The following is a 25,063-nucleotide window of genomic DNA, read 5'->3' on the forward strand; positions in this document are numbered from 1 at the left end:
CGAATTAACTACGCAAGATATCCCAGCAATGGCCACTCTCTACATCGCACTGAAACATTTCCATCTCACGACGGTCGCCCTGACCATCCTGCTGTTCCTGTTCCGTTCGGCGCTGATGCTCTGGTATTCCAAGGGCCTTAACTGGCGCTGGGTGCGTGTGGTCCCTCATGTCATCGATACCCTGCTGCTGTTAAGCGGCATCGGGCTGATGTTCCTGATCCAGCAGTACCCGTTGGTCAACGGCTGGCTGACCGCAAAAGTAGTGGGCCTGCTGCTCTATATTCTGTTTGGTACGGTGGCGCTCAAGCGTGGACGTACGCGTAAAATCCGCTATGTCGCCCTGCTCGGCGCCCTGTTAAGCCTCGGCTACCTGGTCAGCGTCGCCCGCACCCACTCCGCGACTCTGGGCCTGTTCTAACCGGCCTGACTCGTAGAGTTCACGCACCAGGCGCTGCAATTCGCTGCGCCAGGGGCGCTGACGTATACCGAAGGTATTTAAAAGCTTAGAACATTTGAGTACAGACGAGGCGGGACGTTCCGCGGCCTCGTCTGGCAGATCCTTCGATGTGACCGGCACCAGCTCGCTGACCTTCAGCTGTTCATACTGCCGGGCAGCCGCCAGGATCGCTTCGCTGAAACCGTAACGCGTTGTTATCTCGGCGCCACAGTAGTGGTAAGTACCCCAGGCTTCGGCTCCATTCACCAGCTGCTGCAATATGGCCATTAGCACCCGCCCTACATCATCCGCAGAGGTGGGACAGCCGCGACGATCATCGGCCGCCACCATCCGCACTTCGCTGCGCGCCTGCTGCAGTGTTTTCAGCAGGAAATTACTGCCGCTTTCGCTGAACAGCCAGCTGACCCGCAGAATGATATGGCGCGGCAATCGCTGCCTGATATGTTCCTCGCCCTGCCATTTACTGTCACCGTAGATCCCCAACGGCGCCGCTTCATCCGCTTCGGTATAACCGCTGGCGTAGTGACCATCGAACACGTAATCAGAGGACAGGTGCAACAGGGGGATCGACATATCACCGCAGATCTCCGCCAGCAGTGCAGGCCCATGCTGATTGGCTTCATACGCCCATTGAGGGTTACGCTCCGCAGGATCGACACGGTTAAATCCGGCGCAATTGACCACGTAGTCGGGCAGTTCGGCGGCCAACACCTCGCTGACTTTCTCTCGCCGGGTAATATCCATCTGCCGTCTGGAGAGCGCAGTGACACTGAAATGGGCATCGTTACGGGTCAGGCGCACCAACGCCTGGCCGATCTGTCCCTCGGCTCCTGTAATAAGGATCCGGGTCGGTTCCATATAAAATTGAGACACGCTCTGCAAAACGTTCGCTCTCTCCTGAAAACCTTGCAACCTGAAAGACGGTACGGGATCAGCGACACCTGCCAGCACCGGCTTTCATACTACTAGAAAGCCTTGGGGCGATCATTGAATTTACCGCCGGATTAGACGCAGTTATCGGCGCTCTGCTACTGAACAATAGCAGAGACTATGCAGTTACTGCTGTTGCTGATTTAGCGCCCCATTACGGCAGAAAAACCACAGCACGAGGGCACAAAGCGTGAGCAGAATCTCACCCATTGAGATCGCATGCCAGCCACCCACCGACCAGAGCAATCCGGCCAACGCAGACCCTATCGCACCACCTGCGAAATTACAGACGATGAACGCAGTGTTCAACCGGCTTCGAGAAGCACTGTCCACCGTCATCAGACGCGACTGGTTAAGCACATTCATCCCCTGGATAGCCACATCCAGCAGAATAACCGCGATCAAAATCAGCAGTATCGATTCTGCGCCTAAATCAGCCAGTATTAGCGACACCAGCAACAGCAGCAGAAAAATACCGGTGGCAGGCACCGAAAGGCCCCGGTCATGCAGTCCGCCGCAGCGTCTTGCGGCTACCGCGCCAGTAAGGCCGGCCAGGCCTACCAGCCCTATCTGACCTGCGCTGTAGCCGTATGGCGCGCTACTGAGCAGAAAGGTAAGCCCGGTCCAGAACAGCGTAAATACGGCGAACATCATCGCGCCCAGCAACAATGTCACCTGCACACTGGGATACTTTGCCACGATGGTAAACACGGATTTCAACAAGCCGAGATACCCTAGCGTTTGCCGGCGCTCTATCTGCGGCAGTGTTCTTCTCATAACGAGTGCCAACAGCACTGTAACCACCGCCGCTGCAATATAGATAGCCCGCCATCCCAACAGATCAGCCATCAGTCCACTGATGGTTCGCGACGCCAGGATTCCGATCAGAATGCCCGAAACAATCATCCCGATAAGTCGACTGCGTTCTCTATCGCCTGCCAGATCACTGGCCAGAGGAATAAGCAGCTGACCCGAAACCGTGCTGAAGCCCACCAGCATTAACGCTGCCAGCAGCAGAGGGAAACTTGGAGCGAATGCACTCAAGATAAGCGCAGCGGCGGAGCAAAGCATGACAGCCGGTATAAACCGACGCCTGTCGACCACATCACCCAGGGGTACGAGGAAAAAAATGCCAAGCGCGTAGCCGATCTGGGTCGCCGTCACCAGCAAACCGGCAGACCCCGTCGACACCTCAAAAGCGTCGGCGATGTAATCAAGCAGCGGCTGCGCCCAGTACAGATTGCCAACGGCCGCCCCTGAAGCCACGGCAAACAACAGGGCCTGGGATCCGGTCATTGCCGGCGTGACTTCGACACTATTGTTCTTGGACATCACTTGCTCAATATTGAATTAAACAAATAATGTAACAGCCACTACATTCTGCTTGTAGCCCTCGGTAACACATATCCCCTATTAGCGGGATTCATAACCCGGGGGTCGGATTCAGGCTGCGTTAGCTGGTCAACACGTTATTCAGGCACAAAAAACCGGGCATCAGAGCCCGGCTTTTTACCGCTATCCTTTCTTCCTCGACAGGAACTGCTGCTGCCCCGAGTTCGGAGCCCTGCAGCCAATTCCGAAGGATTAGAACGGGATATCGTCGTCGAAGGAGTCCATATCCGGTGCCGGCGGCTGCTGGGGCTGCTGCTGAGGCGCAGGCGCCGGGCGCTGCTGCTGACGCGGCTGACCACCTTGCGGCTGTCCCTGGGGCTGACCGTAACCCATCGGATCCGGCTGCGAATAACCACCGCTGTCACCGCCGCGGCCGTCTAGCATCTGCATTTCGCTAGCGACAATCTCGGTGGTGTAGCGATCCTGACCGTCCTGGCCCTGCCACTTACGGGTACGCAGTGAACCTTCCACGTAGACCTTGGAACCTTTGCGCAGGTACTCACCGGCAATCTCGGCCAGGCGGTTGAAGAATACGACCCGGTGCCACTCGGTGCGCTCCTGCTGCTGACCGGACTGACGGTCCTTCCAGGACTCGCTGGTCGCCAGGGTTACGTTAGTCACCGCGTTACCTGAGGGCATGTAGCGTACTTCAGGGTCGCCCCCCAGATTACCGACCAGAATTACTTTGTTGATGCCACGCGCCATCTCTATCTCCAATTTTGCGGTATTTGTTCATAACTCATGTTCGCCGGAAACTCCGTTTCCCGAACGGAACGCGCTATGCGCAGAATAACACAGCCAGCCGGTTTAAGCCGCCCTCTCTGAACGCTTATACTAGCGGTTTTGCTCAATCTGGCCGGAGCGCTCATGGACAAGATTCTGGTACGCGGGGCTCGTACCCACAACCTGAAGAACATCGATCTGGATATCCCCCGAGACAAACTGATCGTCATCACCGGTTTGTCCGGATCAGGCAAATCATCGCTTGCCTTCGACACGCTTTACGCCGAGGGCCAGCGACGCTATGTGGAATCACTTTCCACCTATGCGCGGCAGTTCCTGTCGATGATGGAAAAGCCTGATGTGGACCACATTGAGGGGCTATCACCCGCGATCTCCATTGAGCAGAAATCCACCTCGCACAACCCGCGCTCCACCGTTGGCACCATTACCGAGATCTATGATTACCTGCGCCTGCTGTTCGCCCGTGCCGGCGAACCACGCTGCCCAGACCATGATCTGCCGCTGTCGGCACAGACGATCAGCCAGATGGTCGACCAGGTGCTGGGCCTGCCGGAAGGGAGCAAACTGATGCTACTGGCTCCGGTGGTCCAGGGCCGCAAGGGCGAACACCTGCATACACTGGCAGACCTGCGTGCCCAGGGCTTTGTCCGCGCCCGCATTAACGGCATCGTCGTTGATCTCGATGAAGCACCTAGCCTGGATAAGAACAAAAAGCACAACATCGAAGTGGTCGTTGACCGCTTCAAGGTCCGAGACGACCTGCAGACCCGCCTTGCGGAGTCCTTCGAGACCGCGTTGAATCTAACCGATGGTATGGCAACCGTCGCCTGGATGGATGACGATAACGAGGAACTGGTCTTTTCGTCCCGCTTCGCCTGCCCCAAGTGCGGCCACGCCATTCATGAACTCGAACCTAGGATGTTCTCGTTCAACAACCCGCACGGTGCCTGTCCCAGCTGTGACGGCCTGGGTGTACGTCAGTACTTCGATCCCGCAAAAGTCGTGCAGGACTCCAGCCTGACTCTTTCCGAGGGGGCCATACGCGGCTGGGACCGCCGTTCGCTTTACTACTATCAGCAGTTGAAGGCCGTGGCCAAGCACTTCAGCTTCGATATGGACACTCCCTTCGCCGAACTGGACAGCAAACACCGCAAGATCATTCTCGAAGGCAGCGGCAAGGTTGAGGTTCCCTTCGAATACGTCAACGATCGCGGTACGGTCGTCACCAAGTCTCATGTGTTCGAAGGCGTGCTGAACAACTTGGAGCGTCGCTACCGCGAGACCGAGTCTGAAATGGTGCGCGAGGATCTGGCCAAGTTCCTTAACATGCAGCCCTGCCCGAGCTGCCACGGCACCCGTCTGCGCCGTGATGCTCGCCACGTATACATAGACGAACGTACCCTGCCCGAGCTGGTGCACCTGCCCATAGGCTCAGCCTCAGACTATTTCGAAGGTCTGAAACTCAGCGGCAAACAGGGCGAGATCGCCGAGAAGATTCTGAAAGAGATCCGTGAACGGCTCTCGTTCCTCGTCAATGTAGGTCTCGACTACCTATCCTTAGAGCGCAGTGCAGAGACCCTGTCCGGCGGCGAGGCTCAGCGTATCCGGCTAGCAAGCCAGATTGGCGCGGGCCTTGTTGGCGTCATGTACATTCTTGATGAGCCTTCCATCGGTCTGCATCAGCGCGATAACGAACGTCTACTGAAGACCCTTGAGCACCTGCGTGATCTGGGCAATACCGTTATCGTTGTCGAGCATGATGAGGACGCGATCCGTATGGCCGACTGGGTGATCGATATCGGCCCAGGCGCCGGCGTGCATGGCGGCCAAGTGATTGCCGATGGCATCCCCGCCGAGGTGATGGCCTGTGAAGATTCCATGACTGGCCAGTATCTTTCAGGTACACGCCGTATCGAGATACCCAAGCAGCGTAACCCCCGCGATCCGAAGCGCGTACTGCGTCTTGAAGGTGCCAGTGGCAACAACCTGAAGGATGTGACCCTGGAGCTTCCCGTCGGACTGTTCACCTGCATCACCGGCGTTTCCGGGTCCGGTAAGTCCACGCTGATCAACAATACGCTGTTCCCGGTCGCCGCCACCGAACTCAACAAAGCCACGACCCTGGAGCATGCGCCGTACAAAAAGATTGAGGGACTTGATCATTTCGACAAGGTGATCGATATCGACCAAAGCCCGATCGGTCGTACACCGCGCTCTAACCCGGCGACCTACACTGGCATTTTCACCCAGGTGCGCGAGCTCTTTGCCGGCACCCAGGAAGCACGCTCCCGCGGCTACAAACCGGGACGATTCAGCTTCAACGTCAAGGGCGGCCGCTGTGAGGCCTGTCAGGGCGATGGCGTGATCAAGGTGGAGATGCACTTCCTGCCAGATATTTACGTTCCCTGTGACGTCTGTAAGGGCAAGCGCTACAACCGTGAAACCCTGGATGTTAAATACAAGGGCAAGAACATCAATGAAGTCCTTGAATTGACCGTGGAGGACGCACGCGAGTTCTTCGACGCAATACCCGCGCTGGCTCGCAGACTACAGACCCTGATCGATGTGGGCCTGAGCTACATCCGCCTGGGCCAGGCAGCCACTACCCTATCCGGTGGTGAGGCGCAGCGCGTCAAACTGGCGCGGGAGCTATCCAAGCGCGATACCGGCAAGACGCTTTATATCCTCGACGAGCCCACTACCGGTCTGCATTTCTACGATATCGCCCAGCTGCTCAGCGTTCTCGATCGCCTGCGCGACCACGGCAACACTATCGTTGTAATTGAACACAACCTGGATGTGATCAAAACCGCCGACTGGTTGATCGACCTCGGCCCGGAAGGTGGCAGCGGCGGCGGCGAGATTATCGCCACCGGCACACCCGAAGAGGTAGCGCAGAACCCTATTTCTCATACCGGGCGCTTCCTCAAGCCAATGCTCTAAACCGACACTGTAAAGAACCGCTGGCCAGAGGCACCCCCTGCCTTTCTGGCCAGCTTCAGCGACAGTGGCAATGCTGTATGTGAAAACCCAGAATCTGGCACCGCTGAATTTGAGACACAAAAAAACCCGATCCGTAAGGATCGGGTTTTTTATTGGTGGCCAGGCCGTGAGGATTAGTCTTCAGACTCTTCCACAACAGCTGCACCAGCCGCGCGGTCAACCAGCTCAACGTAAGCCATCGGCGCGTTGTCGCCGGCGCGGTAACCGCATTTCAGAATGCGGATGTAACCACCCGGGCGGTTCGCGTAACGCGGGCCCAGTTCGTTGAACAGCTTGCCCACAGCCTCAGGGCTGCGAGTGCGCGAGAATGCCAGACGACGATTCGCTACGGAATCAGTCTTTGACAGAGTGATCAGCGGCTCAGCAAAGCGGCGCAGTTCTTTAGCTTTAGGCAGAGTGGTCTTGATCAGTTCGTGTTCGAACAGAGACACTGCCATGTTTTTGAACATCGCCTTGCGGTGCGCACTTGTACGATTAAAGTGTCGACCAGATTTACGATGACGCATTTTCTAAATCCTTTGCAACTTAGGGTTAGAAGCCAGACCTTAAGAGGCCGCCTTGTCGTCGCCCTTGAGGCTGGCTGGCGGCCAGTTCTCAAGACGCATTCCCAGAGACAGACCTTTGGACGCCAGCACGTCCTTGATCTCGGTCAGGGACTTCTTGCCCAAGTTAGGAGTCTTCAGCAGCTCTACTTCGGTGCGCTGGATCAGATCACCGATGTAATAGATCTGCTCTGCTTTCAGACAGTTAGCGGAACGAACGGTCAGCTCAAGGTCATCAACCGGGCGCAGCAGAACCGGGTCGATTTCCGGCTCAGCCGGCTCAGACTTGGTCTGTTCGCTTGCATCTTCGAGGTCAACGAACACTGCGAGCTGCTGCTGCAGAATGGTCGCCGCACGACGGATGCATTCTTCCGGGTCGATAGTACCGTTGGACTCGATATCAATAACGAGTTTATCCAGGTCGGTACGCTGCTCGACACGCGCGCTCTCTACTGCGTAAGAAACACGCAGTACCGGGCTGTACGTCGCGTCGAGCTGCAGACGACCAATAGCACGAGTTTCATCGTCCTCGCTGATACGGGCATCTGCTGGCACGTAGCCGCGACCGCGACTAACCGTCAGGTGCATATTCAGGTTTGCGCCACTGTTGAGATGAGCAATCACGTGATCCGGATTGGCAACTTCAACATCCTGAGTCAGCTGGATATCACCAGCTGTCACAGGACCGGGCTCGGACTTGCTAAGAGTCAGCACCGCTTCATCTGCATTGTGCAGCAGAATGGCAACACCCTTGAGATTCAGAAGGATCTCAATGACATCCTCCTGCACCCCTTCGATGCTGCTGTATTCGTGCAGCACACCATCAATCTCTGCTTCCGTGATGGCACAGCCAGGCATGGAAGAGAGCAGAATACGGCGCAGCGCATTGCCCAGAGTATGACCGAATCCACGCTCAAGCGGCTCGAGAGTCACTTTGGCACGTGTCTTACTGATCTCCTGCACGTCGATGTGACGTGGGCTAAGAAACTCGTTTACTGAACGCTGCATTAGTTCCACCAGTCAAGAGTTCAAGAATTACTTCGAGTAGAGCTCAACGATCAGGTGCTCGTTGATATCGGCAGACAGATCGCTACGTTCAGGACGTGCCTTGAAGACACCTTCCATTTTCGCAGTATCTACCTCAACCCACTCAACCGGTGCACGCTGAGCAGCCAGTTCCAGTGCAGCTTTGATGCGCAGCTGGTTTTTAGACTTCTCACGTACCGCGATCACGTCACCTTCCTGTACCTGGTAAGAGGGTACATTCACAGACTGACCGTTAACGGTGATCTGACGGTGAGAGACGATCTGACGAGCTTCCGCGCGAGTTGAACCGTAACCCATGCGGTAGACGACGTTGTCCAGACGGCTTTCCAGAAGCTGCAGCAGGACTTCACCTGTTGAGCCTTTCTGACGAGCCGCTTCTTTGTAGTAGCTACGGAACTGGCGTTCCAGAACACCGTAGGTACGACGTACTTTCTGTTTTTCACGCAGCTGCAGACCGTAGTCAGACAGGCGGCCGCGACGGGCGCCGTGCATTCCCGGTACTGTTTCTGCTTTGCACTTGCTGTCGAGTGCGCGAACACCGCTCTTCAGGAAGAGATCGGTGCCTTCGCGGCGGGACAGCTTGCACTTAGGTCCAAGATAACGAGCCATATTACTGTCTCCAGATTAAACGCGACGCTTCTTCGGCGGGCGACAGCCGTTGTGCGGAATCGGGGTCACATCGGTGATGTTTGTGATCTTGTAGCCGCAGCCGTTCAGAGCGCGAACTGCAGACTCACGACCCGGACCCGGGCCTTTCACAAACACGTCCAGGTTTTTCAGACCGTATTCCAGTGCAGCATTACCGGCACGCTCAGCAGCAACCTGCGCAGCGAACGGAGTGCTCTTACGAGAACCACGGAAACCTGAACCACCGGAGGTCGCCCAAGACAGTGCGTTACCCTGGCGATCGGTGATGGTGATAATTGTGTTGTTAAAAGAGGCGTGGATGTGCGCGAGGCCATCCGCTACCTGCTTTTTAACCTTTTTACGTGTGCGATTACCTGGCTTTGCCATATTCGGAAATTCCTATCGCTTACTTACGGATCGGCTTGCGCGGTCCCTTACGGGTGCGAGCATTCGTTTTGCTGCGCTGACCGCGAACCGGCAGGTTGCGACGGTGACGCAGGCCACGGAAGCAACCCAGGTCCATAAGACGCTTAATGTTCATGTTGACTTCGCGACGCAGGTCGCCTTCAACTGTCAACTTGGCAATTTCACCACGAACATTATCGAGCTGCTCTTCAGACAGATCACCAACCTTAGTGGTCGGGGCGATGCCGGTAGCATCAAGGATCTGCTTAGCAGTCGTGCGGCCAATACCGTAAATGTAAGTCAGAGAAATTACCGCATGCTTATTGTCAGGAATATTGACGCCAGCTATACGGGCCATTCAATGTACTCCATATTTCTGTCCCCGACTGACTAATTGCGGGAACCGTTTTAATCAAATAGTTCGTGGAAGGCGCGCAATACTACACCTTGATCATTTTTAAATCAAGTCGAGCAGCACAGCCTCCCAACAACCAGCCATTCGTGGATTAACCCTGGCGCTGCTTGTGTCGGGGTTCCACTTTGCAGATCACGCGCACGGAACCGTTGCGACGTACGATCTTGCAGTTACGGCAAATCTTTTTAACAGACGCGCGTACTTTCATGATCCACCTCATTAGGCTTAGCGCAGGAGACCTGCGCCGCCTTTAAGATTCGATTTTTTCATCAGTGATTCGTACTGATGAGACATCAGGTGTGATTGCACCTGAGCCATAAAGTCCATCACCACAACAACCACGATCAGCAGAGACGTACCACCGAAGTAGAAGGGTACGTTCCATGCAACGACCAGGAACTGCGGCATCAGTGACACGGCGGTGATATACAGCGCGCCGAACAGAGTCAGGCGGCTCAACACCGTGTCGATATAGCGTGCGGACTGCTCACCAGGACGGATCCCAGGAATAAAGGCACCTGATTTTTTCAGGTTGTCTGCCACGTCACGCGGATTGAAAACAATCGCAGTGTAGAAGTAGCAGAAGAACACGATCGCAATTGCAAACAGCAGAATGTACAACGGCTGTCCCGGCCCAAGAGCCAGAGCCACATCCTGCAGCCAGCCCATGCCTTCACCCTGACCAAACCACTGACCGACTGACGCCGGGAACAGCAGAATACTGGAAGCGAAGATCGGCGGGATAACGCCGGCCATGTTCACTTTCAGCGGCAGGTGGCTGGACTGAGCGGCATATACGCGGCGACCCTGCTGACGTTTAGCGTAGTTAATGGTGATACGGCGCTGGCCGCGTTCCATAAATACGACAAACCCAACAGTCGCCACCGCCATCACAGCGATAGCCAGCAGCGCGAGGATGTTCATATCACCCTGACGCGCCGCCTCAAAGGACTGACCGATTGCACTGGGCAAGCCGGCCACAATACCTGCGAAGATCAAAATGGAGATACCGTTACCGATCCCCTTCTCAGTGACCTGTTCACCAAGCCACATCAGGAAGACCGCACCGGCTACCAAAGTCACAACCGCTACGAAGTAGAAGCTGATACTGGCGCTAAACGCCACACCCTGGTTCGCCAGACCGACCGCCATACCCAGCGACTGCACAGTGGCCAAGACCACCGTTGCATAACGGGTATACTGGTTGATCTTGCGACGACCCGCCTCGCCCTCTTTCTTCAACTGTTCCAGCGTCGGACTCACAATCGTCATCAACTGCATGATAATAGATGCAGAGATGTACGGCATGATGCCCAGTGCGAGGATCGACATACGCTCCAACGCACCACCGGAGAACATATTGAACAGGCTCAGGATCGTCCCCTGATTCTGATCAAACAGCGCAGCGAGACGGTCCGGGTTGATACCGGGAACCGGGATATGAGCCCCGATCCGGTAAACGATAACCGCAATCAGAACGAAGCGGAGGCGTGCCCAAAGCTCGCCAAGCCCACTCTGATTTCCCGCTGGTATTTGTCCTTTCTTAGCCATTTACGCCTCGACTTTACCGCCAGCAGCTTCGATCGCAGCCTGAGCACCTTTGGTCACTTTAAGACCTTTAACGGTGACTGCCTTATTGATCTCACCAGACAGGATCACGCGCGCAGTTTTGATTTCCTGCTTGATGATGTCTGCCTGTTTCAGCGCGTCCAGATCAACCACTTCAACGCCAGCTGCAACCAGCTCGTTGAGGCGGATCTCAGCGACGTAACGCGCTTTACGGGAGTTGAAGCCAAATTTCGGCAGACGACGCTGGATCGGCATCTGACCGCCTTCAAAACCCGGGTTTACACTACCGCCAGAGCGGGATTTCAAACCCTTGTGGCCGCGGCCACCAGTCTTACCCAGACCGGAACCGATACCACGACCGACACGCTTGGGAGCGTGTTTGGAGCCGGCGCCCGGGCGCAGAGAGTTCAAACGCATTGGGTCACTCCTCTTACTCGCTAACTACCTGAACCATGTAGTTAACTTTGTTGATCATGCCACGTACTGCCGGAGTGTCTTCCACTTCCACAACGTGACCGATGCGGCGCAGGCCCAGGCCCTTCACGCAAGCTTTATGCTTGGGCAGGGTGCCGATCGGGCTGCGTACCAGTGTTACCTTGATCTTGTCAGCCATGTTTTAGCTCCCCAGGATCTCGTCGACAGATTTGCCACGCTTAGCAGCAACATCTTCCGGTGACTTCATGGAAGCCAGGCCTTTAACGGTCGCACGGACAACGTTTACCGGGTTGGTAGAGCCGTAGCACTTAGCCAGTACGTTGTGAACGCCTGCCAGTTCGAGAACTGAACGCATAGCGCCACCAGCGATGATACCGGTACCTTCAGAGGCCGGCTGCATGTAAACCTTGGCAGAGCCGTGGTTGGCTTTGACCGGGTACTGCAGCGTGTGACCGTTCAGGTTAACGCTTACCATGTTGCGACGAGCCTGTTCCATCGCTTTCTGGATAGCGACAGGCACTTCACGCGCCTTGCCACGTCCGAAACCGACACGACCATTGCCATCACCAACTACAGTCAGCGCGGTAAAACCGAAAATACGACCGCCTTTGACCACTTTGGCGACACGGTTTACCTGAACAAGCTTCTCCTGCAGTTCACCGTCTTTCTGTTCGTGATTTGCCATATTCGAAACCTTTAGAATTCCAGGCCGCCTTCGCGAGCAGCATCAGCAAGCGCTGCTACACGACCGTGGTATTTGAAACCTGAGCGGTCAAACGCAACCTGAGTAACACCAGCTTCTTTCGCACGGGATGCGATCAGAGCGCCGACCTTCTTGGCCGCTTCGATGTTACCGGTAAAACCTTCGCGCAGATCTTTCTCAACAGTAGAGGCGCTAGCGAGCACCTGGCTGCCGTCGGCAGCGATGACCTGAGCGTAGATGTGACGCGGGGTGCGGTTGACGCACAGACGTACGGCGCCCTGTTCACGCATGTTAGCGCGAGCGCGGCGAGCACGACGGATACGAGCTTCTTTCTTTACGTTCATGACCCTGCCTTACTTCTTCTTAGCCTCTTTGCGGCGTACAAATTCGTCGGCATAACGAACACCCTTGCCTTTGTAAGGCTCAGGCGGACGGAAACCGCGAACTTCTGCAGCCACCTGACCAACAGACTGCTTATCAGCGCCGCTGATAATCACTGTGGTCGGATTAGGAGTTTCCGCAGAAACGCCTTCAGGCAGTTCGTAATCGATCGGGTGAGAGAAGCCCAGGGTCAGGTTCAGAACCTTGCCTTTGGCTGCAGCACGGTAACCCACGCCCTGCAGCGTCAGGGTTTTAGTAAAGCCTTCGCTTACGCCGACCACCATGTTGTTAACCAGTGAGCGTACGGTGCCGGTCAGAGCCATAGAGGTCTTGGAGCCGTCGCGCGGCGCGAAGGTCAGTTCGCCTTCAGCCTGCTCAACGGAGACAACCGGATGTACGTCCAGAACGAGCTGGCCATTTTTACCCTTGGCGGTAACAGCCTGGCCATCGATCTTGATTTCAACGCCTGACGGTACTGCTACGGGTTTCTTCGCAATTCGTGACATCGGAATACCTCTTAGAAGACCGTGCAGACAACTTCACCACCGATTCCCGCTTCACGAGCGGCGCGATCGGTCATGACGCCTTTGCTGGTTGAGATAATTGCGACACCGAGACCATCAGCGACTTTCGGCAGCTCACCTACGTTTTTGTACACACGCAGACTGGGGCGGCTAACACGCTTAATGCTTTCGATAACCGGCTTACCTTCGAAGTATTTCAGTTCGATGGTCAGTACCGGCTTAACATCACCTTCTACTGCGTAGTCAGCAATGTAACCTTCCTCTTTCAGAACCTGGGCAACAGCCAGCTTCTGCTTGGAGGACGGCAGGGACACAGCCTGTTTCTCAGCCATGTGTCCGTTACGGATACGGGTGAACATATCCGCGAGTGTGTCTTGCATACTCATGCTTTTAACATCCTCTTAGTGCAGCGCGGCGCGGTAGCGAAGCCCTCACGGGTTTCGCCCAGACCGCCGTGCTTACCGTTAAGCGAGTGGACTTACCAGCTCGCCTTCTTCAGGCCCGGGACATCGCCACGCATCGCAGCTTCGCGCAGTTTGTTACGGCACAGTCCGAACTTACGGTATACACCGTGCGGACGACCGGTCACCTGGCAACGACGCTGTTTGCGTACCGGGCTAGCATCACGCGGCAGCTTCTGCAGCGCGATCTGTGCTTCCCAAACCTCATCTTCTGAGCTGTTCGGGCTAGCAACAATTGCTTTGAGCTGAGCGCGTTTAGCGGCGTATTTGTTCACCAGCTTTTCACGCTTGAGCTCACGATTGATCATAGAAACTTTAGCCATGGTTCAATCCCTGTCTTATTTCTTGAACGGGAACTGCAGCGCAGCCAGAAGAGCACGACCTTCGTCGTTGTTCTTCGCCGTAGTGGTAATAGTGATATCGAGACCACGCAGCTTATCGACTTTGTCGTAGTCGATTTCCGGGAAGATGATCTGCTCTTTCACACCCATGCTGTAGTTACCGCGGCCGTCGAATGACTTGGAGCTGAGACCACGGAAGTCGCGGATACGCGGGATGGAGATATCGACCAGACGGTCGAGGAATTCCCACATGCGCTCGCCACGCAGAGTAACCTTGCAGCCAATCGGCCAGCCTTCACGTACCTTGAAGCCCGCGATAGATTTGCGTGCTTTGGTAACGATCGGCTTCTGACCAGCGATGGCGGTCATATCAGCAACAGCGTTTTCAAGCTGCTTCTTGTCACCCAGAGCTTCACCAACACCCATGTTCAGGGTGATTTTGGTGATGCGGGGAACTGCCATCACGTTCGGGGAGCTCAGCTCTTCTTTCAGCTGGCCCTTAACTTCATTTTCGTAAAGCGCTTTCAGTCTGGACATTTGCACCAACCTCTCTTACTTATCTCCGGCGACGAGCTCGCCGGTGGACTTGAAGAAACGTACCTTGGTGCCGTCTTCAAGCAGCTTGAAGCCTACACGATCACCCTTGCCGGTCTGAGCGTTGAAGATAGCAACGTTGGAGGTAGCGATAGCCGCTTCCTTCTCAACAATGCCACCCTGCTGCTGCAGCATCGGGTTCGGCTTCTGGTGTTTCTTAATCATGTTGATGCCAGACACGATCAGACGATCGTTTTCCAGGACGCGCATGACTTTGCCACGCTTGCCCTTGTCTTTTCCTGCGATCACGATGACTTCATCGTCGCGACGAATCTTACGCATTTAGATTTACCTTCGTTTCCTACTACCTTCCTCATGCTCAAAAACGCCAAGCCCTCTCGGGATTGGCGTTTTCGCAAGAGCCCTGAATTAAATCAGGGTCTTAGAGCACTTCAGGCGCCAGGGAAATGATCTTCATGAACTTCTCAGAGCGAAGTTCACGCGTTACTGGGCCGAAGATACGAGTACCGATAGGTGCATCGTTGTTGTTCAACAGAACCGCAGAGTTAGTATCAAAGCGGATCAGTGAACCGTCAGGACGACGAACACCTTTACGGGTACGCACTACGACAGCCTTAAGGACCTGGCCTTTTTTGACCTTACCGCGCGGAATCGCTTCTTTAACGGTGACTTTGATAATGTCACCAACAGAAGCGTAACGACGGTGAGAACCACCCAGGACCTTAATACACTGCACACGCTTGGCGCCGCTGTTGTCAGCCACATCAAGCATCGTTTCAGTCTGAATCATGGTCTACTCCACAAACTTATTTCCAGTCGCCTGCCTCACAGCAGGCGAACCGGCAACTTGGAGCAGCAAGGCGCAATATATTACACCTTAGCTGCGCGCTCTTCAATGCGAACCAGAGACCAAGTTTTGGTCTTGGACAGCGGGCGAGTTTCGGCGATGGTCACCAGGTCACCCATCTGACACTCATTCTTCTCATCGTGAGCGTGCAGTTTGGTAGAGCGTTTGATGTACTTGCCGTAAAGCGGGTGCTTCTCACGACGCTCGACCAGAACTGTGATGGTCTTATCCATCTTGTCACTTACGACCTTGCCGGTCACAGTACGAGTACGTTTTTCAGCGCTCATTTAGCCACCTGCTTTTCTGTGAGTACTGTCTTAACGCGAGCGATGTCGCGACGAACCTGACCCAGCAGGTGCGTCTGTGCCAGCTGGCCAGTTGCCTTCTGCATACGCAGGTTGAACTGGTCCTTCAGAAGATCCAGCAGAGACTGCTGCAGCTCTTCTACGGACTTGTCACGCAGTTCTTGTGCTTTCATCACATCACCGTCCGCTTAACAAAGGTTGTCTGAACCGGCAGCTTGGCGGCCGCCAGGGCGAAGGCTTCCTGAGCCAGATCTTCCGGAACACCGCTCATTTCGAACAGTACTTTACCCGGCTGAATCTGAGCGACCCAGTACTCCACGTTACCCTTACCTTTACCCATACGAACTTCAAGCGGCTTGGTAGTGATCGGCTTGTCCGGGAAAATACGGATCCAGATCTTACCACCACGCTTTACGTGACGAGTCATGGTACGACGGGCAGCTTCGATCTGACGCGCTGTAATACGACCGCGATCAGTCGCTTTCAGAGCGAATTCACCAAAGCTGACCTTGCTACCGCGCTGCGCCAGACCACGGTTGCGGCCTTTGTGCATTTTGCGGAATTTGAGACGTTTCGGTTGCAGCATTGACGTCTACCTCACTTACCTTTCTTCGCAGGCGCTTTCTTCTCGGCACGAACCTGTTCCAGGCCGCCGAGGATCTCGCCTTTGAAGATCCATACTTTCACGCCGATCACACCGTAAGTGGTGTGCGCTTCATAGGTGGCGTAGTCGATATCAGCACGCAGGGTGTGCAGGGGCACACGACCTTCGCGGTACCATTCGGTACGTGCGATTTCAGCGCCACCGAGACGGCCACCCAGCTGAATCTTGATACCTTTAGCGCCGATACGCATAGCGTTCTGAACCGCGCGCTTCATGGCACGACGGAACATTACGCGGCGCTCGAGCTGGCTGGCTACGCCCTGGGCGACCAGCTTGGCATCCAGATCCGGCTTGCGTACTTCTTCGATGTTGATGTGAACAGGCACACCCATCATCTCAGAAACAGCGTTACGCAGCTTCTCGACATCCTCACCCTTCTTACCGATAACGATACCCGGGCGGGCTGTATGGATAGTGATACGTGCGTTCTGAGCCGGACGCTCGATCTCGATACGGCTTACAGACGCGTTCTTCAGCTGTCCTTCCAGGTAGCTACGTACCTGAAGATCGTTCAGCAGTTTGTTGGCATAGTCGGCTTTGTCGGCGTACCACACAGAAGTGTGATCCTTAATGACACCAAGCCGAATACCGGTCGGGTTTACTTTCTGACCCATATCAAACTCTCCTGGCTTTCAGCGCTTAGTCAGCGACCTTGACGGTGATGTGTGAGGTACGCTTCAGAATGCGATCAGCGCGGCCTTTGGCACGCGGCATGATGCGCTTCATAGTCATACCTTCATCAACGAAGATTGCAGACACGCGCAGTTCGTCGACATCAGCGCCTTCGTTATGCTCTGCGTTTGCAATTGCAGACTCCAGCACCTTCTTGACGAGATCAGCACCTTTCTTGTTGCTGAACGCCAGGATATTCAGAGCTTCGCCCACAGACTTACCACGGATCTGATCTGCGACCAGACGGGCCTTCTGGGCGGAGATGCGGGCGCCTTTATGCTTGGCGATAACTTCCATCATCTACCCCTTACTTCTTCTTGGCCTTCTTGTCGGCTGCATGACCGCGGTATGTACGAGTAGCAGCGAACTCACCTAGTTTATGACCGACCATGTCTTCGGTGATGAACACCGGGACATGCTGACGGCCGTTATGTACTGCAATCGTCAGCCCGACAAAGTTCGGGAAGACAGTAGAACGACGTGACCAGGTCTTGATCGGACGACGCTCGTTAGCTTCGATTGCAGCTTCTACCTTTTTCAGCAGGTGAAGGTCGATAAACGGACCTTTCTTCAGTGAACGTGGCACAGCTGATTCCTCTTATTTAGCCTGACGACGGCGTACGATCAGTTTATCGGTACGCTTGTTCTTACGGGTTTTGTGACCCTTGGTCGGAACGCCCCACGGAGTAACCGGGTGACGACCACCAGAGGTACGACCCTCACCACCACCGTGCGGGTGATCAACCGGGTTCATCGCCACACCGCGAACGGTCGGGCGAACACCACGCCAGCGCTTAGCACCGGCTTTACCCAGCTGACGCAGGCTGTGTTCAGAGTTGCTCACTTCACCCAGGGTCGCGCGGCACTCGGCCAGAACCTTGCGCATTTCGCCAGAGCGCAGACGCAGAGTAGCGTAAGCACCATCGCGAGCGACCAGCTGAGCAGAAGCACCCGCAGAGCGAGCCAGCTGTGCACCTTTACCAGGCTTGAGTTCGACACAATGCACGGTGCTACCCAGCGGCACGTTGCGCAGCGGCATAGCGTTACCCGGCTTGATGTCGGCGATTTCACCAGACTGCACTGCAGCACCAGCTGTCAGACCTTTAGGAGCGATAATGTAGCGACGCTCGCCATCGGCGTATTTCAGCAGCGCGATGTGCGCAGAACGGTTAGGATCGTATTCAACACGCTCGATTACAGCGGGGATACCATCCTTGTTGCGACGGAAGTCGATGACGCGGTAGTGATGCTTGTGACCACCGCCAATGTGACGGGTAGTGATCCGTCCATTGTTGTTACGACCGCCAGTCTTAGCGTTTTTCTCGACCAGAGCTGCGTGCGGCTTACCCTTGTACAGGTCAGCACCGCTTACCTTAACGACGTGACGACGTCCGGCAGAGGTCGGCTTTGCTTTAACGATTGCCATTATTCAAACCCCTCTTATTCGCCAGCCAGGAAATCGATCTCAGAACCGTCGGCCAGTCGAACGTACGCTTTACGAACATCAGAGCGCTTACCCATGCCACGCTGAGTGCGCTTGGTTTTGCCCTTGATGTTCAGTACGTTGACGCCTTCAACTTTTACGTTGAACAGTTCTTCAACCGCTTTCTTGATTTCCGGCTTGGTCGCGTCTGAAGAAACGCGGAACACTACCTGCTGGGTACCCTCAGCGACGATAGTGGCCTTCTCAGAGATGTGCGGACCGAGCAGCACTTTATAGATGCGTTCCGGGTTCATGCGTACACCTCCTCGATCTTCTTGAGTGCCGGCACGGTGATCAGAACCTTTTCAAAACCAACCAGGCTAACCGGGTCGATACCAGCAGCATCGCGTACGTCAACGTGCGGTACGTTACGTGCAGCCAGGTACAGGTTCTGTTCTACGTCTTCAGTGATCAGCAGCGCGTTGTCCAGCTCAAGCTCTTTCAGCTTGGCGATAAACGGCTTGGTCTTCGGTGCTTCGACAGCGAACTCTTCTACAACAACGAGACGCTCCTGACGCACCAGCTCAGACAGGATGCAGCGCATCGCAGCGCGGTACATCTTCTTGTTAACCTTCTGAGCGAAGTCACGCGGCTGCGCAGCGAAAGTGACACCACCGGTGCGCCAGATCGGCGAACGGGTAGTACCCTGACGAGCACGACCGGTACCCTTCTGACGGAAGGGCTTTGCACCACCGCCGGAAACGGCAGCGCGGTTTTTCTGGGCTTTGGTACCCTGACGGCCAGCTGCCATGTAAGCAGTAACGACCTGGTGTACCAGTGCCTCATTGAACTCTTTACCAAAAGCCAGTTCGGATACTTCAACCGAACCGTTGGCTCCAGTCAGATTCAGATTCATGGAAACCTCCCTCAGCCGCGTGCTTTAACAGCAGGTTTAACGATGACGTCACCGCCCGGAGCGCCAGGAACAGCACCCTTGACGATCAGCAGATTACGCTCAGCGTCAACGCGCACGATTTCCAGAGTCTGGACTGTGCAGCGCTCGGCGCCCATGTGACCTGCCATCTTCTTACCTTTGAAGACACGACCCGGGGTCTGGCACTGACCAATGGAACCCGGAGCACGGTGAGAAAGAGAGTTACCGTGAGTCATATCCTGGGTACGGAAGTTCCAGCGCTTAACGCCGCCCTGGAAGCCTTTACCTTTAGACTGACCTGTTACGTCAACTTTCTGACCTGCTTCGAAGCGCTCAACTGTCAGCGCGTCGCCGACGTTGATTCCCTCATCACCATTCACGCGGAACTCCCACAAACCGCGACCGGCTTCGACGCCAGCCTTGGCAAAGTGACCAGCTTCCGGCTTAGACAGGCGGTTAGCCTTCTTAGCACCGGTAGTCACCTGCACTGCAGCGTAGCCGTCAGCTTCAACTGACTTAACGCTGGTTACACGGTTCGGTTCCACCTCGATGACGGTGACTGGCACGGACACGCCCTCATCTGTGAAGATGCGAGTCATACCCGCTTTACGTCCGATAAGTCCTACAGACATTTTTTTACCTCTTGCCAGTTGTGTACGGGGCTGTCACCCGCTATGGCTGCCCTTTTCAGGAGCATTCCACAAATAGCGCTTCATTAAGTTAATAATTCTGCGCAGTGCTGATTAGCCGAGGCTGATCTGCACTTCGACACCCGCAGCCAGATCCAGCTTCATCAGTGCGTCGACAGTTTTTTCTGTCGGCTCAACGATGTCGAGGACTCGCTTGTGCGTACGGATTTCGTACTGATCACGCGCGTCTTTGTTGACGTGCGGAGAAACCAGGACGGTGTAACGCTCTTTGCGGGTAGGAAGTGGGATCGGACCACACACCTGAGCACCGGTCCGCTTTGCAGTCTCAACGATCTCCAGAGCGGATGAGTCGATCAGGCGATGATCAAAAGCCTTCAGACGAATTCTGATTTTTTGGTTCTGCATTCTGATCACGCATTTCCTGTAAGTTTCATTACGGCAATAGCCGACCTCCCCTCGGTTAAAGGGGACGCAAATTTTACTCAGGGGCCGAGCCAGCGTCAACAGAAAAGGTACAAATTTTAACCAATACGCAGTAAGGGGCTCTGCGCTTTCGGAGAGGTATACAAAAAAGGCCCTCGAATGAGGGCCTTTTTTAAGCGTTCAGCTTGTTGGATTAAGCAGTGATTTTAGAAACCACGCCAGCACCAACAGTACGGCCGCCTTCACGGATAGCGAAGCGCAGACCTTCTTCCATCGCGATCGGGTTGATCAGGGTAACGTTCATCTGGACGTTGTCGCCCGGCATTACCATCTCAACGCCTTCCGGCAGCTCAACCGCACCAGTGATATCGGTAGTACGGAAGTAGAACTGCGGACGGTAGCCTTTGAAGAACGGAGTGTGACGACCACCTTCTTCTTTGCTCAGTACGTATACTTCGCCTTCGAAGCCAGTGTGCGGAGTGATAGAGCCCGGCTTAGACAGGACCTGACCACGCTCAACTTCGTCACGCTTGGTACCACGCAGCAGCGCACCAACGTTCTCGCCTGCACGACCTTCGTCAAGCAGTTTGCGGAACATTTCAACACCAGTACAGGTAGTAGTCTGGGTATCACGAATACCGAAGATCTCGATGGTGTCGCCAGTTTTCAGGATGCCACGCTCGATACGACCGGTAACAACGGTACCACGACCAGAGATAGAGAATACGTCCTCGATCGGCATCAGGAACGGCTGATCGATCGCACGCTCCGGTTCCGGGATGTATTCGTCCAGGGTTTCAACCAGCTTCTTAACAGCGGTAGTACCCATTTCGTTGTCGTCTTCGCCGTTCAGAGCCATCAGCGCAGAACCAACGATGATCGGAGTGTCGTCACCCGGGAAGTCGTAGTTGTCCAGCAGTTCGCGGACTTCCATTTCGACCAGCTCGAGCAGCTCTTCGTCGTCGACCATGTCGGCTTTGTTCAGGAAGACTACGATGTACGGTACGCCAACCTGACGAGACAGCAGGATGTGCTCACGAGTCTGCGGCATGGGGCCGTCAGCAGCGGAACATACCAGGATAGCGCCGTCCATCTGAGCAGCACCGGTGATCATGTTCTTGACGTAGTCAGCGTGCCCCGGGCAGTCAACGTGCGCGTAGTGGCGAGTCGGGGACTCGTACTCAACGTGAGAAGTGTTGATGGTGATACCACGATCACGCTCTTCCGGTGCCTTATCGATACCGTCAAACGCAACGGCAGCGCCGCCCCAAACTTCTGAACATACGCGAGTCAGCGCAGCAGTCAGAGTGGTTTTACCATGGTCAACGTGACCGATAGTGCCGACGTTTACGTGCGGCTTGCTACGGGAAAATGCTTCTTTAGCCACGAGTATATCCTCTTAAATCAAGCAATTAGGCTTAAATTAGTTCAGCTTAGTTACAGCTTCGGCAATGTTCTGCGGAGCTTCGGCATAGCACTCGAACTCCATTGAGTAGGTCGCACGACCCTGAGACGCGGAGCGCAGGTCAGTCGCGTAACCGAACATCTCGCCCAGCGGCACCTGGGCACGAATAACCTTGCCAGAGCTGCTATCTTCCATGCCCTGAACCAGACCACGACGACGGTTCAGGTCACCCATCACGTCACCCATGTACTCTTCAGGAGTCACGACTTCCACTTTCATCATCGGCTCAAGCAGGCAAGGACTTGCATCCATTGCGTACTTTTTGAGCGCCTGTGATGCCGCGATTTTAAACGCCATCTCGTTGGAGTCAACTTCATGGAAAGAACCGTCGTACAGACGTGCTTTCAGGCCGATCAGCGGGTAGCCCGCGATGACGCCGTTACGCATCTGCTCTTCGATACCTTTCTGTACGGCCGGGATGTATTCCTTAGGAATAGCACCACCTACCACTTCGTTGACAAACTCCAGCCCTTCTTCATCGCTCGGGCTGAATTCAACGATAACGTGACCATACTGACCACGACCACCGGACTGACGGGCGAACTTGTGGTTAGCCACAACCGGCTTACGGATCTTCTCACGGTATGCAACCTGCGGCTTACCGATGTTTGCTTCCACCTTGAACTCGCGACGCATACGGTCAACGATGATGTCCAGGTGCAGCTCACCCATACCGGAGATGATGGTCTGACCGGTTTCCTCGTCGGTTTCGACGCGGAAAGACGGGTCTTCCTGAGCCAGTTTACCCAGAGCGATACCCATTTTTTCCTGGTCCGCTTTGGATTTCGGCTCTACCGCTACGGAGATAACCGGATCCGGGAATTCCATGCGCTCGAGGACAATCTTGTTGTCCAGGTCGCACAGGGTGTCACCAGTGGTGACATCTTTCAGACCGATCAGTGCAGCGATGTCGCCTGCCAGTACTTCTTTGATCTCTTCACGGCTGTTGGCGTGCATCTGCACCATACGACCAACGCGCTCTTTCTTCTGCTTCACAGAATTGTAGACGCTGTCGCCGGAGTTCAGCATACCTGAGTAGACGCGGATGAAGGTCAAAGTACCAACGAACGGGTCGGTAGCGATCTTGAATGCCAGCGCAGCAAACGGAGCGCTATCGTCAGCTTCACGAGTCGCAACGGTTTCAGCCGCGTCGTCCAGTGTACCTTCGATCGCCTTAACTTCTTTCGGAGAAGGCAGGTATTCAACAACCGCATCCAGTACCGCCTGAACGCCTTTGTTCTTGAAGGCAGAACCTGCCAGCATCAGAACAACTTCGTTCGCCAGGGTACGGGCACGCAGGCCAGCCTTGATATCTTCGACGCTGAGATCACCCTCTTCGAGGTATTTTTCCATCAGCTCTTCGTTGGCTTCGGCAGCAGCTTCTACCATGTGCTCACGGTATTCTTCTGCCTTGGCCTGGAGATCAGCCGGGATATCACCCAGTTCGTAGGTCATACCCTGATCGTCTTCGTTCCACCAGATCGCCTTCATGACAACCAGGTCGACGACGCCTTTGAACTCGTCTTCAGCACCGATCGGCAGGTTGATCGGCACAGCAACAGCACCCAGACGATCTTTCAGCTGGCTTTCAACCATGTAGAAGTCAGCGCCGGCACGGTCCATCTTGTTGACGAATACCATGCGGGGAACTTCGTACTTGTTAGCCTGACGCCAAACAGTCTCGGTCTGCGGCTGCACACCAGAGGAAGCACACAGAACGACAACAGCGCCATCAAGTACACGCAGGGAACGTTCTACTTCGATAGTGAAGTCAACGTGTCCCGGGGTGTCGATGATGTTGACGCGGTGCTGGTCGAACTGCTGGTTCATGCCCTGCCAGAAACAGGTAGTAGCAGCGGAGGTGATAGTGATACCACGCTCCTGCTCCTGCTCCATCCAGTCCATGGTAGCCGCACCTTCATGCACTTCACCGATCTTATGAGACAGACCTGTGTAGAACAGGACACGCTCAGTGGTGGTGGTCTTGCCGGCGTCTACGTGAGCGCAAATACCGATATTACGGTAGCGCTCGATAGGAGTTTTACGAGCCACGACAGATTCCTCTGATGTTTAGAAGCGATAGTGGGCGAAAGCCTTGTTGGCTTCAGCCATACGATGCACGTCTTCGCGTTTCTTGACAGCAGCACCACGGCCTTCAGCCGCGTCGATCAGTTCACCGGCCAGACGCAGAGCCATGGATTTCTCACCACGCTTGCGTGCAGCGTCAACCAGCCAGCGCATAGCCAGAGCTGTGCGGCGGGACGGGCGAACTTCAACGGGGACCTGGTAGGTAGCACCACCAACGCGGCGGGATTTAACTTCCACGGCCGGCTGGACAGTTTCGAGCGCCTTGTCAAACAGCTCGAGTGCGTCACCTTTGGTGCGCTCTTCGACCTTGCTCAGTGCGCCATACACGATGCGTTCAGCGACGGACTTTTTGCCGCTGACCATCAGATGGTTGATAAATTTTGCCAGGGTAATGTTACCGAATTTAGGATCCGGCAGGATTTCACGCTTCGCAGCAACGCGTCTTCTAGGCATTGATAAGCCCTCTAAAATTGTAAAAGGTCTTCAGGTTAATCAGGATGTCTTATGACACCTGACCTTACTCTTATCGTCTTTCGGGTTAGCCAAACAGCTTAGGGCCGGTTTATTCGGACACCTGACTGGCAAAGCCTCTCCGTCTAACGAGGGATTAAGACTTCGGACGTTTAGCACCGTACTTGGAACGACCCTGTTTACGGCCGTTAACACCGGAGCAGTCCAGAGAACCGCGAACAGTGTGGTAACGCACACCCGGGAGGTCCTTTACACGACCGCCGCGGATCAGAACTACAGAGTGCTCCTGCAGGTTATGACCTTCACCACCGATGTAGGAAGATACTTCGTAACCGTTAGTCAGACGCACACGGCAGACTTTACGCAGTGCCGAGTTCGGTTTCTTCGGGGTAGTGGTGTACACACGGGTACATACGCCACGACGCTGGGGGCATGCCTGGAGCGCCGGAACGTCGCTCTTCTGTACAGCACGCTTGCGCGGCTTGCGCACCAGCTGGTTAATTGTTGCCATTAAGCAAACTCCACGTTTGGTTTATTAGCACCATACTAAAAAGACCGGGCCCGTTTCTGAGCCCAGTCGCGAAAGGGCC

The 25,063-nt window shown here is 55.2% G+C and carries 37 protein-coding genes; 2 read left to right on the plus strand and 35 right to left on the minus strand.

The window, feature by feature from the left end; translation table 11 throughout:
- Positions 1 to 28: 28 nt before the first annotated feature.
- On the plus strand, positions 29 to 418 hold the full coding sequence (locus tag C4S72_RS18265; RefSeq protein ID WP_104004621.1) for a SirB2 family protein: 390 nt from the start codon (positions 29 to 31) through the stop codon (positions 416 to 418).
- Here the strand turns inward: C4S72_RS18265 and rfbD are convergent.
- From rfbD to ssb, 3 genes are all read right to left on the minus strand, one after another.
- Positions 356 to 1,330, minus strand: coding sequence for a dTDP-4-dehydrorhamnose reductase (gene rfbD, locus C4S72_RS18270; RefSeq protein ID WP_235009188.1), 975 nt, complete (start codon positions 1,328 to 1,330; stop codon positions 356 to 358). The genes C4S72_RS18265 and rfbD overlap by 63 nt on opposite strands.
- A gap of 183 nt (positions 1,331 to 1,513) precedes the next feature.
- Positions 1,514 to 2,719, minus strand: coding sequence for an MFS transporter (locus C4S72_RS18275; RefSeq protein ID WP_104004623.1), 1,206 nt, complete (start codon positions 2,717 to 2,719; stop codon positions 1,514 to 1,516).
- 252 nt (positions 2,720 to 2,971) lie between these two features.
- A complete protein-coding gene (gene ssb / locus C4S72_RS18280; protein WP_104004624.1) occupies positions 2,972 to 3,484 on the minus strand; it encodes a single-stranded DNA-binding protein in 513 nt (170 codons plus the stop codon).
- Between the two features lie 162 nt (positions 3,485 to 3,646).
- Between ssb and uvrA the strand changes: the two genes are divergently transcribed.
- On the plus strand, positions 3,647 to 6,466 hold the full coding sequence (gene uvrA / locus C4S72_RS18285) for an excinuclease ABC subunit UvrA (RefSeq protein ID WP_104004625.1): 2,820 nt from the start codon (positions 3,647 to 3,649) through the stop codon (positions 6,464 to 6,466).
- A 173-nt stretch (positions 6,467 to 6,639) separates the two neighbouring features.
- Here the strand turns inward: uvrA and rplQ are convergent, their stop codons facing one another.
- The 32 genes from rplQ to rpsL all read right to left on the minus strand — a co-directional run bounded on the left by rplQ (position 6,640) and on the right by rpsL (position 24,984).
- Complete coding sequence (rplQ, locus tag C4S72_RS18290) at positions 6,640 to 7,032, minus strand: 50S ribosomal protein L17 (protein WP_104004626.1); 393 nt, start codon at positions 7,030 to 7,032, stop codon at positions 6,640 to 6,642.
- 39 nt (positions 7,033 to 7,071) lie between these two features.
- The gene (locus C4S72_RS18295) at positions 7,072 to 8,076 is read right to left on the minus strand and encodes a DNA-directed RNA polymerase subunit alpha (RefSeq protein WP_104004627.1); all 1,005 of its coding nucleotides are present in this window, start codon (positions 8,074 to 8,076) and stop codon (positions 7,072 to 7,074) included.
- Positions 8,077 to 8,103: 27 nt separating this feature from the next.
- On the minus strand, positions 8,104 to 8,724 hold the full coding sequence (rpsD, locus tag C4S72_RS18300; RefSeq protein WP_104004628.1) for a 30S ribosomal protein S4: 621 nt from the start codon (positions 8,722 to 8,724) through the stop codon (positions 8,104 to 8,106).
- A 15-nt stretch (positions 8,725 to 8,739) separates the two neighbouring features.
- Positions 8,740 to 9,129, minus strand: a complete 390-nt coding sequence (gene rpsK / locus C4S72_RS18305) for a 30S ribosomal protein S11 (protein ID WP_027853983.1) — start codon at positions 9,127 to 9,129, stop codon at positions 8,740 to 8,742.
- A 19-nt stretch (positions 9,130 to 9,148) separates the two neighbouring features.
- Complete coding sequence (gene rpsM, locus C4S72_RS18310) at positions 9,149 to 9,505, minus strand: 30S ribosomal protein S13 (RefSeq protein ID WP_104004629.1); 357 nt, start codon at positions 9,503 to 9,505, stop codon at positions 9,149 to 9,151.
- Positions 9,506 to 9,653: 148 nt separating this feature from the next.
- Positions 9,654 to 9,770 carry a 50S ribosomal protein L36 gene (rpmJ, locus tag C4S72_RS18315; RefSeq protein ID WP_007021200.1) on the minus strand — a complete coding sequence of 39 codons (117 nt, stop codon included), beginning with the start codon at positions 9,768 to 9,770 and terminating at the stop codon, positions 9,654 to 9,656.
- Positions 9,771 to 9,787: 17 nt separating this feature from the next.
- Entirely contained in the window at positions 9,788 to 11,113 is a 1,326-nt protein-coding gene (gene secY, locus C4S72_RS18320; RefSeq protein ID WP_104004630.1) for a preprotein translocase subunit SecY, read from the minus strand.
- On the minus strand, positions 11,114 to 11,548 hold the full coding sequence (gene rplO / locus C4S72_RS18325) for a 50S ribosomal protein L15 (protein WP_104004631.1): 435 nt from the start codon (positions 11,546 to 11,548) through the stop codon (positions 11,114 to 11,116).
- A gap of 13 nt (positions 11,549 to 11,561) precedes the next feature.
- A complete protein-coding gene (gene rpmD / locus C4S72_RS18330; RefSeq protein ID WP_104004632.1) occupies positions 11,562 to 11,744 on the minus strand; it encodes a 50S ribosomal protein L30 in 183 nt (60 codons plus the stop codon).
- Between the two features lie 3 nt (positions 11,745 to 11,747).
- Complete coding sequence (gene rpsE, locus C4S72_RS18335; RefSeq protein WP_104004633.1) at positions 11,748 to 12,251, minus strand: 30S ribosomal protein S5; 504 nt, start codon at positions 12,249 to 12,251, stop codon at positions 11,748 to 11,750.
- Positions 12,252 to 12,262: 11 nt separating this feature from the next.
- Positions 12,263 to 12,613 (minus strand): 50S ribosomal protein L18, encoded by a 351-nt coding sequence (gene rplR / locus C4S72_RS18340; protein ID WP_104004634.1) that lies wholly within the window; start codon positions 12,611 to 12,613, stop codon positions 12,263 to 12,265.
- A 9-nt stretch (positions 12,614 to 12,622) separates the two neighbouring features.
- On the minus strand, positions 12,623 to 13,156 hold the full coding sequence (gene rplF / locus C4S72_RS18345; protein WP_104004635.1) for a 50S ribosomal protein L6: 534 nt from the start codon (positions 13,154 to 13,156) through the stop codon (positions 12,623 to 12,625).
- 11 nt (positions 13,157 to 13,167) lie between these two features.
- Positions 13,168 to 13,560, minus strand: coding sequence for a 30S ribosomal protein S8 (gene rpsH / locus C4S72_RS18350; RefSeq protein ID WP_104004636.1), 393 nt, complete (start codon positions 13,558 to 13,560; stop codon positions 13,168 to 13,170).
- Between the two features lie 92 nt (positions 13,561 to 13,652).
- Positions 13,653 to 13,958 carry a 30S ribosomal protein S14 gene (rpsN, locus tag C4S72_RS18355; protein WP_104004637.1) on the minus strand — a complete coding sequence of 102 codons (306 nt, stop codon included), beginning with the start codon at positions 13,956 to 13,958 and terminating at the stop codon, positions 13,653 to 13,655.
- Between the two features lie 15 nt (positions 13,959 to 13,973).
- On the minus strand, positions 13,974 to 14,513 hold the full coding sequence (rplE, locus tag C4S72_RS18360) for a 50S ribosomal protein L5 (RefSeq protein WP_104004638.1): 540 nt from the start codon (positions 14,511 to 14,513) through the stop codon (positions 13,974 to 13,976).
- A gap of 15 nt (positions 14,514 to 14,528) precedes the next feature.
- Positions 14,529 to 14,852, minus strand: a complete 324-nt coding sequence (rplX, locus tag C4S72_RS18365; protein ID WP_104004639.1) for a 50S ribosomal protein L24 — start codon at positions 14,850 to 14,852, stop codon at positions 14,529 to 14,531.
- 100 nt (positions 14,853 to 14,952) lie between these two features.
- Complete coding sequence (gene rplN, locus C4S72_RS18370; RefSeq protein WP_027853970.1) at positions 14,953 to 15,321, minus strand: 50S ribosomal protein L14; 369 nt, start codon at positions 15,319 to 15,321, stop codon at positions 14,953 to 14,955.
- A gap of 80 nt (positions 15,322 to 15,401) precedes the next feature.
- Positions 15,402 to 15,665, minus strand: a complete 264-nt coding sequence (gene rpsQ, locus C4S72_RS18375) for a 30S ribosomal protein S17 (RefSeq protein WP_104004640.1) — start codon at positions 15,663 to 15,665, stop codon at positions 15,402 to 15,404.
- Entirely contained in the window at positions 15,662 to 15,856 is a 195-nt protein-coding gene (rpmC, locus tag C4S72_RS18380; protein WP_104004641.1) for a 50S ribosomal protein L29, read from the minus strand. Before rpmC ends, rpsQ begins: the two co-directional genes overlap by 4 nt.
- Positions 15,856 to 16,269: a 50S ribosomal protein L16 gene (gene rplP / locus C4S72_RS18385; protein ID WP_104004642.1), complete on the minus strand. Its 414-nt coding sequence runs from the start codon at positions 16,267 to 16,269 to the stop codon at positions 15,856 to 15,858. The genes rpmC and rplP overlap by 1 nt, the downstream gene beginning before the upstream one ends.
- A gap of 11 nt (positions 16,270 to 16,280) precedes the next feature.
- Complete coding sequence (gene rpsC, locus C4S72_RS18390; RefSeq protein WP_104004643.1) at positions 16,281 to 16,961, minus strand: 30S ribosomal protein S3; 681 nt, start codon at positions 16,959 to 16,961, stop codon at positions 16,281 to 16,283.
- Positions 16,962 to 16,986: 25 nt separating this feature from the next.
- Complete coding sequence (rplV, locus tag C4S72_RS18395) at positions 16,987 to 17,319, minus strand: large ribosomal subunit protein uL22 (protein ID WP_456085546.1); 333 nt, start codon at positions 17,317 to 17,319, stop codon at positions 16,987 to 16,989.
- A gap of 7 nt (positions 17,320 to 17,326) precedes the next feature.
- Positions 17,327 to 17,605: a 30S ribosomal protein S19 gene (gene rpsS, locus C4S72_RS18400; protein ID WP_104004645.1), complete on the minus strand. Its 279-nt coding sequence runs from the start codon at positions 17,603 to 17,605 to the stop codon at positions 17,327 to 17,329.
- Positions 17,606 to 17,617: 12 nt separating this feature from the next.
- On the minus strand, positions 17,618 to 18,445 hold the full coding sequence (gene rplB, locus C4S72_RS18405; RefSeq protein WP_104004646.1) for a 50S ribosomal protein L2: 828 nt from the start codon (positions 18,443 to 18,445) through the stop codon (positions 17,618 to 17,620).
- Between the two features lie 14 nt (positions 18,446 to 18,459).
- Positions 18,460 to 18,756 (minus strand): 50S ribosomal protein L23, encoded by a 297-nt coding sequence (gene rplW / locus C4S72_RS18410; protein ID WP_104004647.1) that lies wholly within the window; start codon positions 18,754 to 18,756, stop codon positions 18,460 to 18,462.
- Positions 18,753 to 19,358 carry a 50S ribosomal protein L4 gene (rplD, locus tag C4S72_RS18415; protein ID WP_104004648.1) on the minus strand — a complete coding sequence of 202 codons (606 nt, stop codon included), beginning with the start codon at positions 19,356 to 19,358 and terminating at the stop codon, positions 18,753 to 18,755. Before rplD ends, rplW begins: the two co-directional genes overlap by 4 nt.
- Positions 19,359 to 19,369: 11 nt before the next feature.
- Positions 19,370 to 20,008 (minus strand): 50S ribosomal protein L3, encoded by a 639-nt coding sequence (rplC, locus tag C4S72_RS18420; RefSeq protein WP_104004649.1) that lies wholly within the window; start codon positions 20,006 to 20,008, stop codon positions 19,370 to 19,372.
- Between the two features lie 111 nt (positions 20,009 to 20,119).
- Positions 20,120 to 20,431 (minus strand): 30S ribosomal protein S10, encoded by a 312-nt coding sequence (rpsJ, locus tag C4S72_RS18425; RefSeq protein WP_104004650.1) that lies wholly within the window; start codon positions 20,429 to 20,431, stop codon positions 20,120 to 20,122.
- 211 nt (positions 20,432 to 20,642) lie between these two features.
- Entirely contained in the window at positions 20,643 to 21,836 is a 1,194-nt protein-coding gene (gene tuf, locus C4S72_RS18430; RefSeq protein WP_104004651.1) for an elongation factor Tu, read from the minus strand.
- Between the two features lie 36 nt (positions 21,837 to 21,872).
- Entirely contained in the window at positions 21,873 to 23,966 is a 2,094-nt protein-coding gene (gene fusA, locus C4S72_RS18435) for an elongation factor G (protein ID WP_104004652.1), read from the minus strand.
- An 18-nt stretch (positions 23,967 to 23,984) separates the two neighbouring features.
- A complete protein-coding gene (gene rpsG / locus C4S72_RS18440; RefSeq protein WP_104004653.1) occupies positions 23,985 to 24,455 on the minus strand; it encodes a 30S ribosomal protein S7 in 471 nt (156 codons plus the stop codon).
- A gap of 154 nt (positions 24,456 to 24,609) precedes the next feature.
- Positions 24,610 to 24,984, minus strand: coding sequence for a 30S ribosomal protein S12 (gene rpsL / locus C4S72_RS18445; RefSeq protein ID WP_027855536.1), 375 nt, complete (start codon positions 24,982 to 24,984; stop codon positions 24,610 to 24,612).
- Positions 24,985 to 25,063: the final 79 nt, after the last annotated feature.

Origin of the sequence: Marinobacterium lutimaris, assembly GCF_900108065.1 — a bacterium.
GTDB classification, from domain to species: Bacteria; Pseudomonadota; Gammaproteobacteria; order Pseudomonadales; family Balneatricaceae; genus Marinobacterium_D; species Marinobacterium_D lutimaris.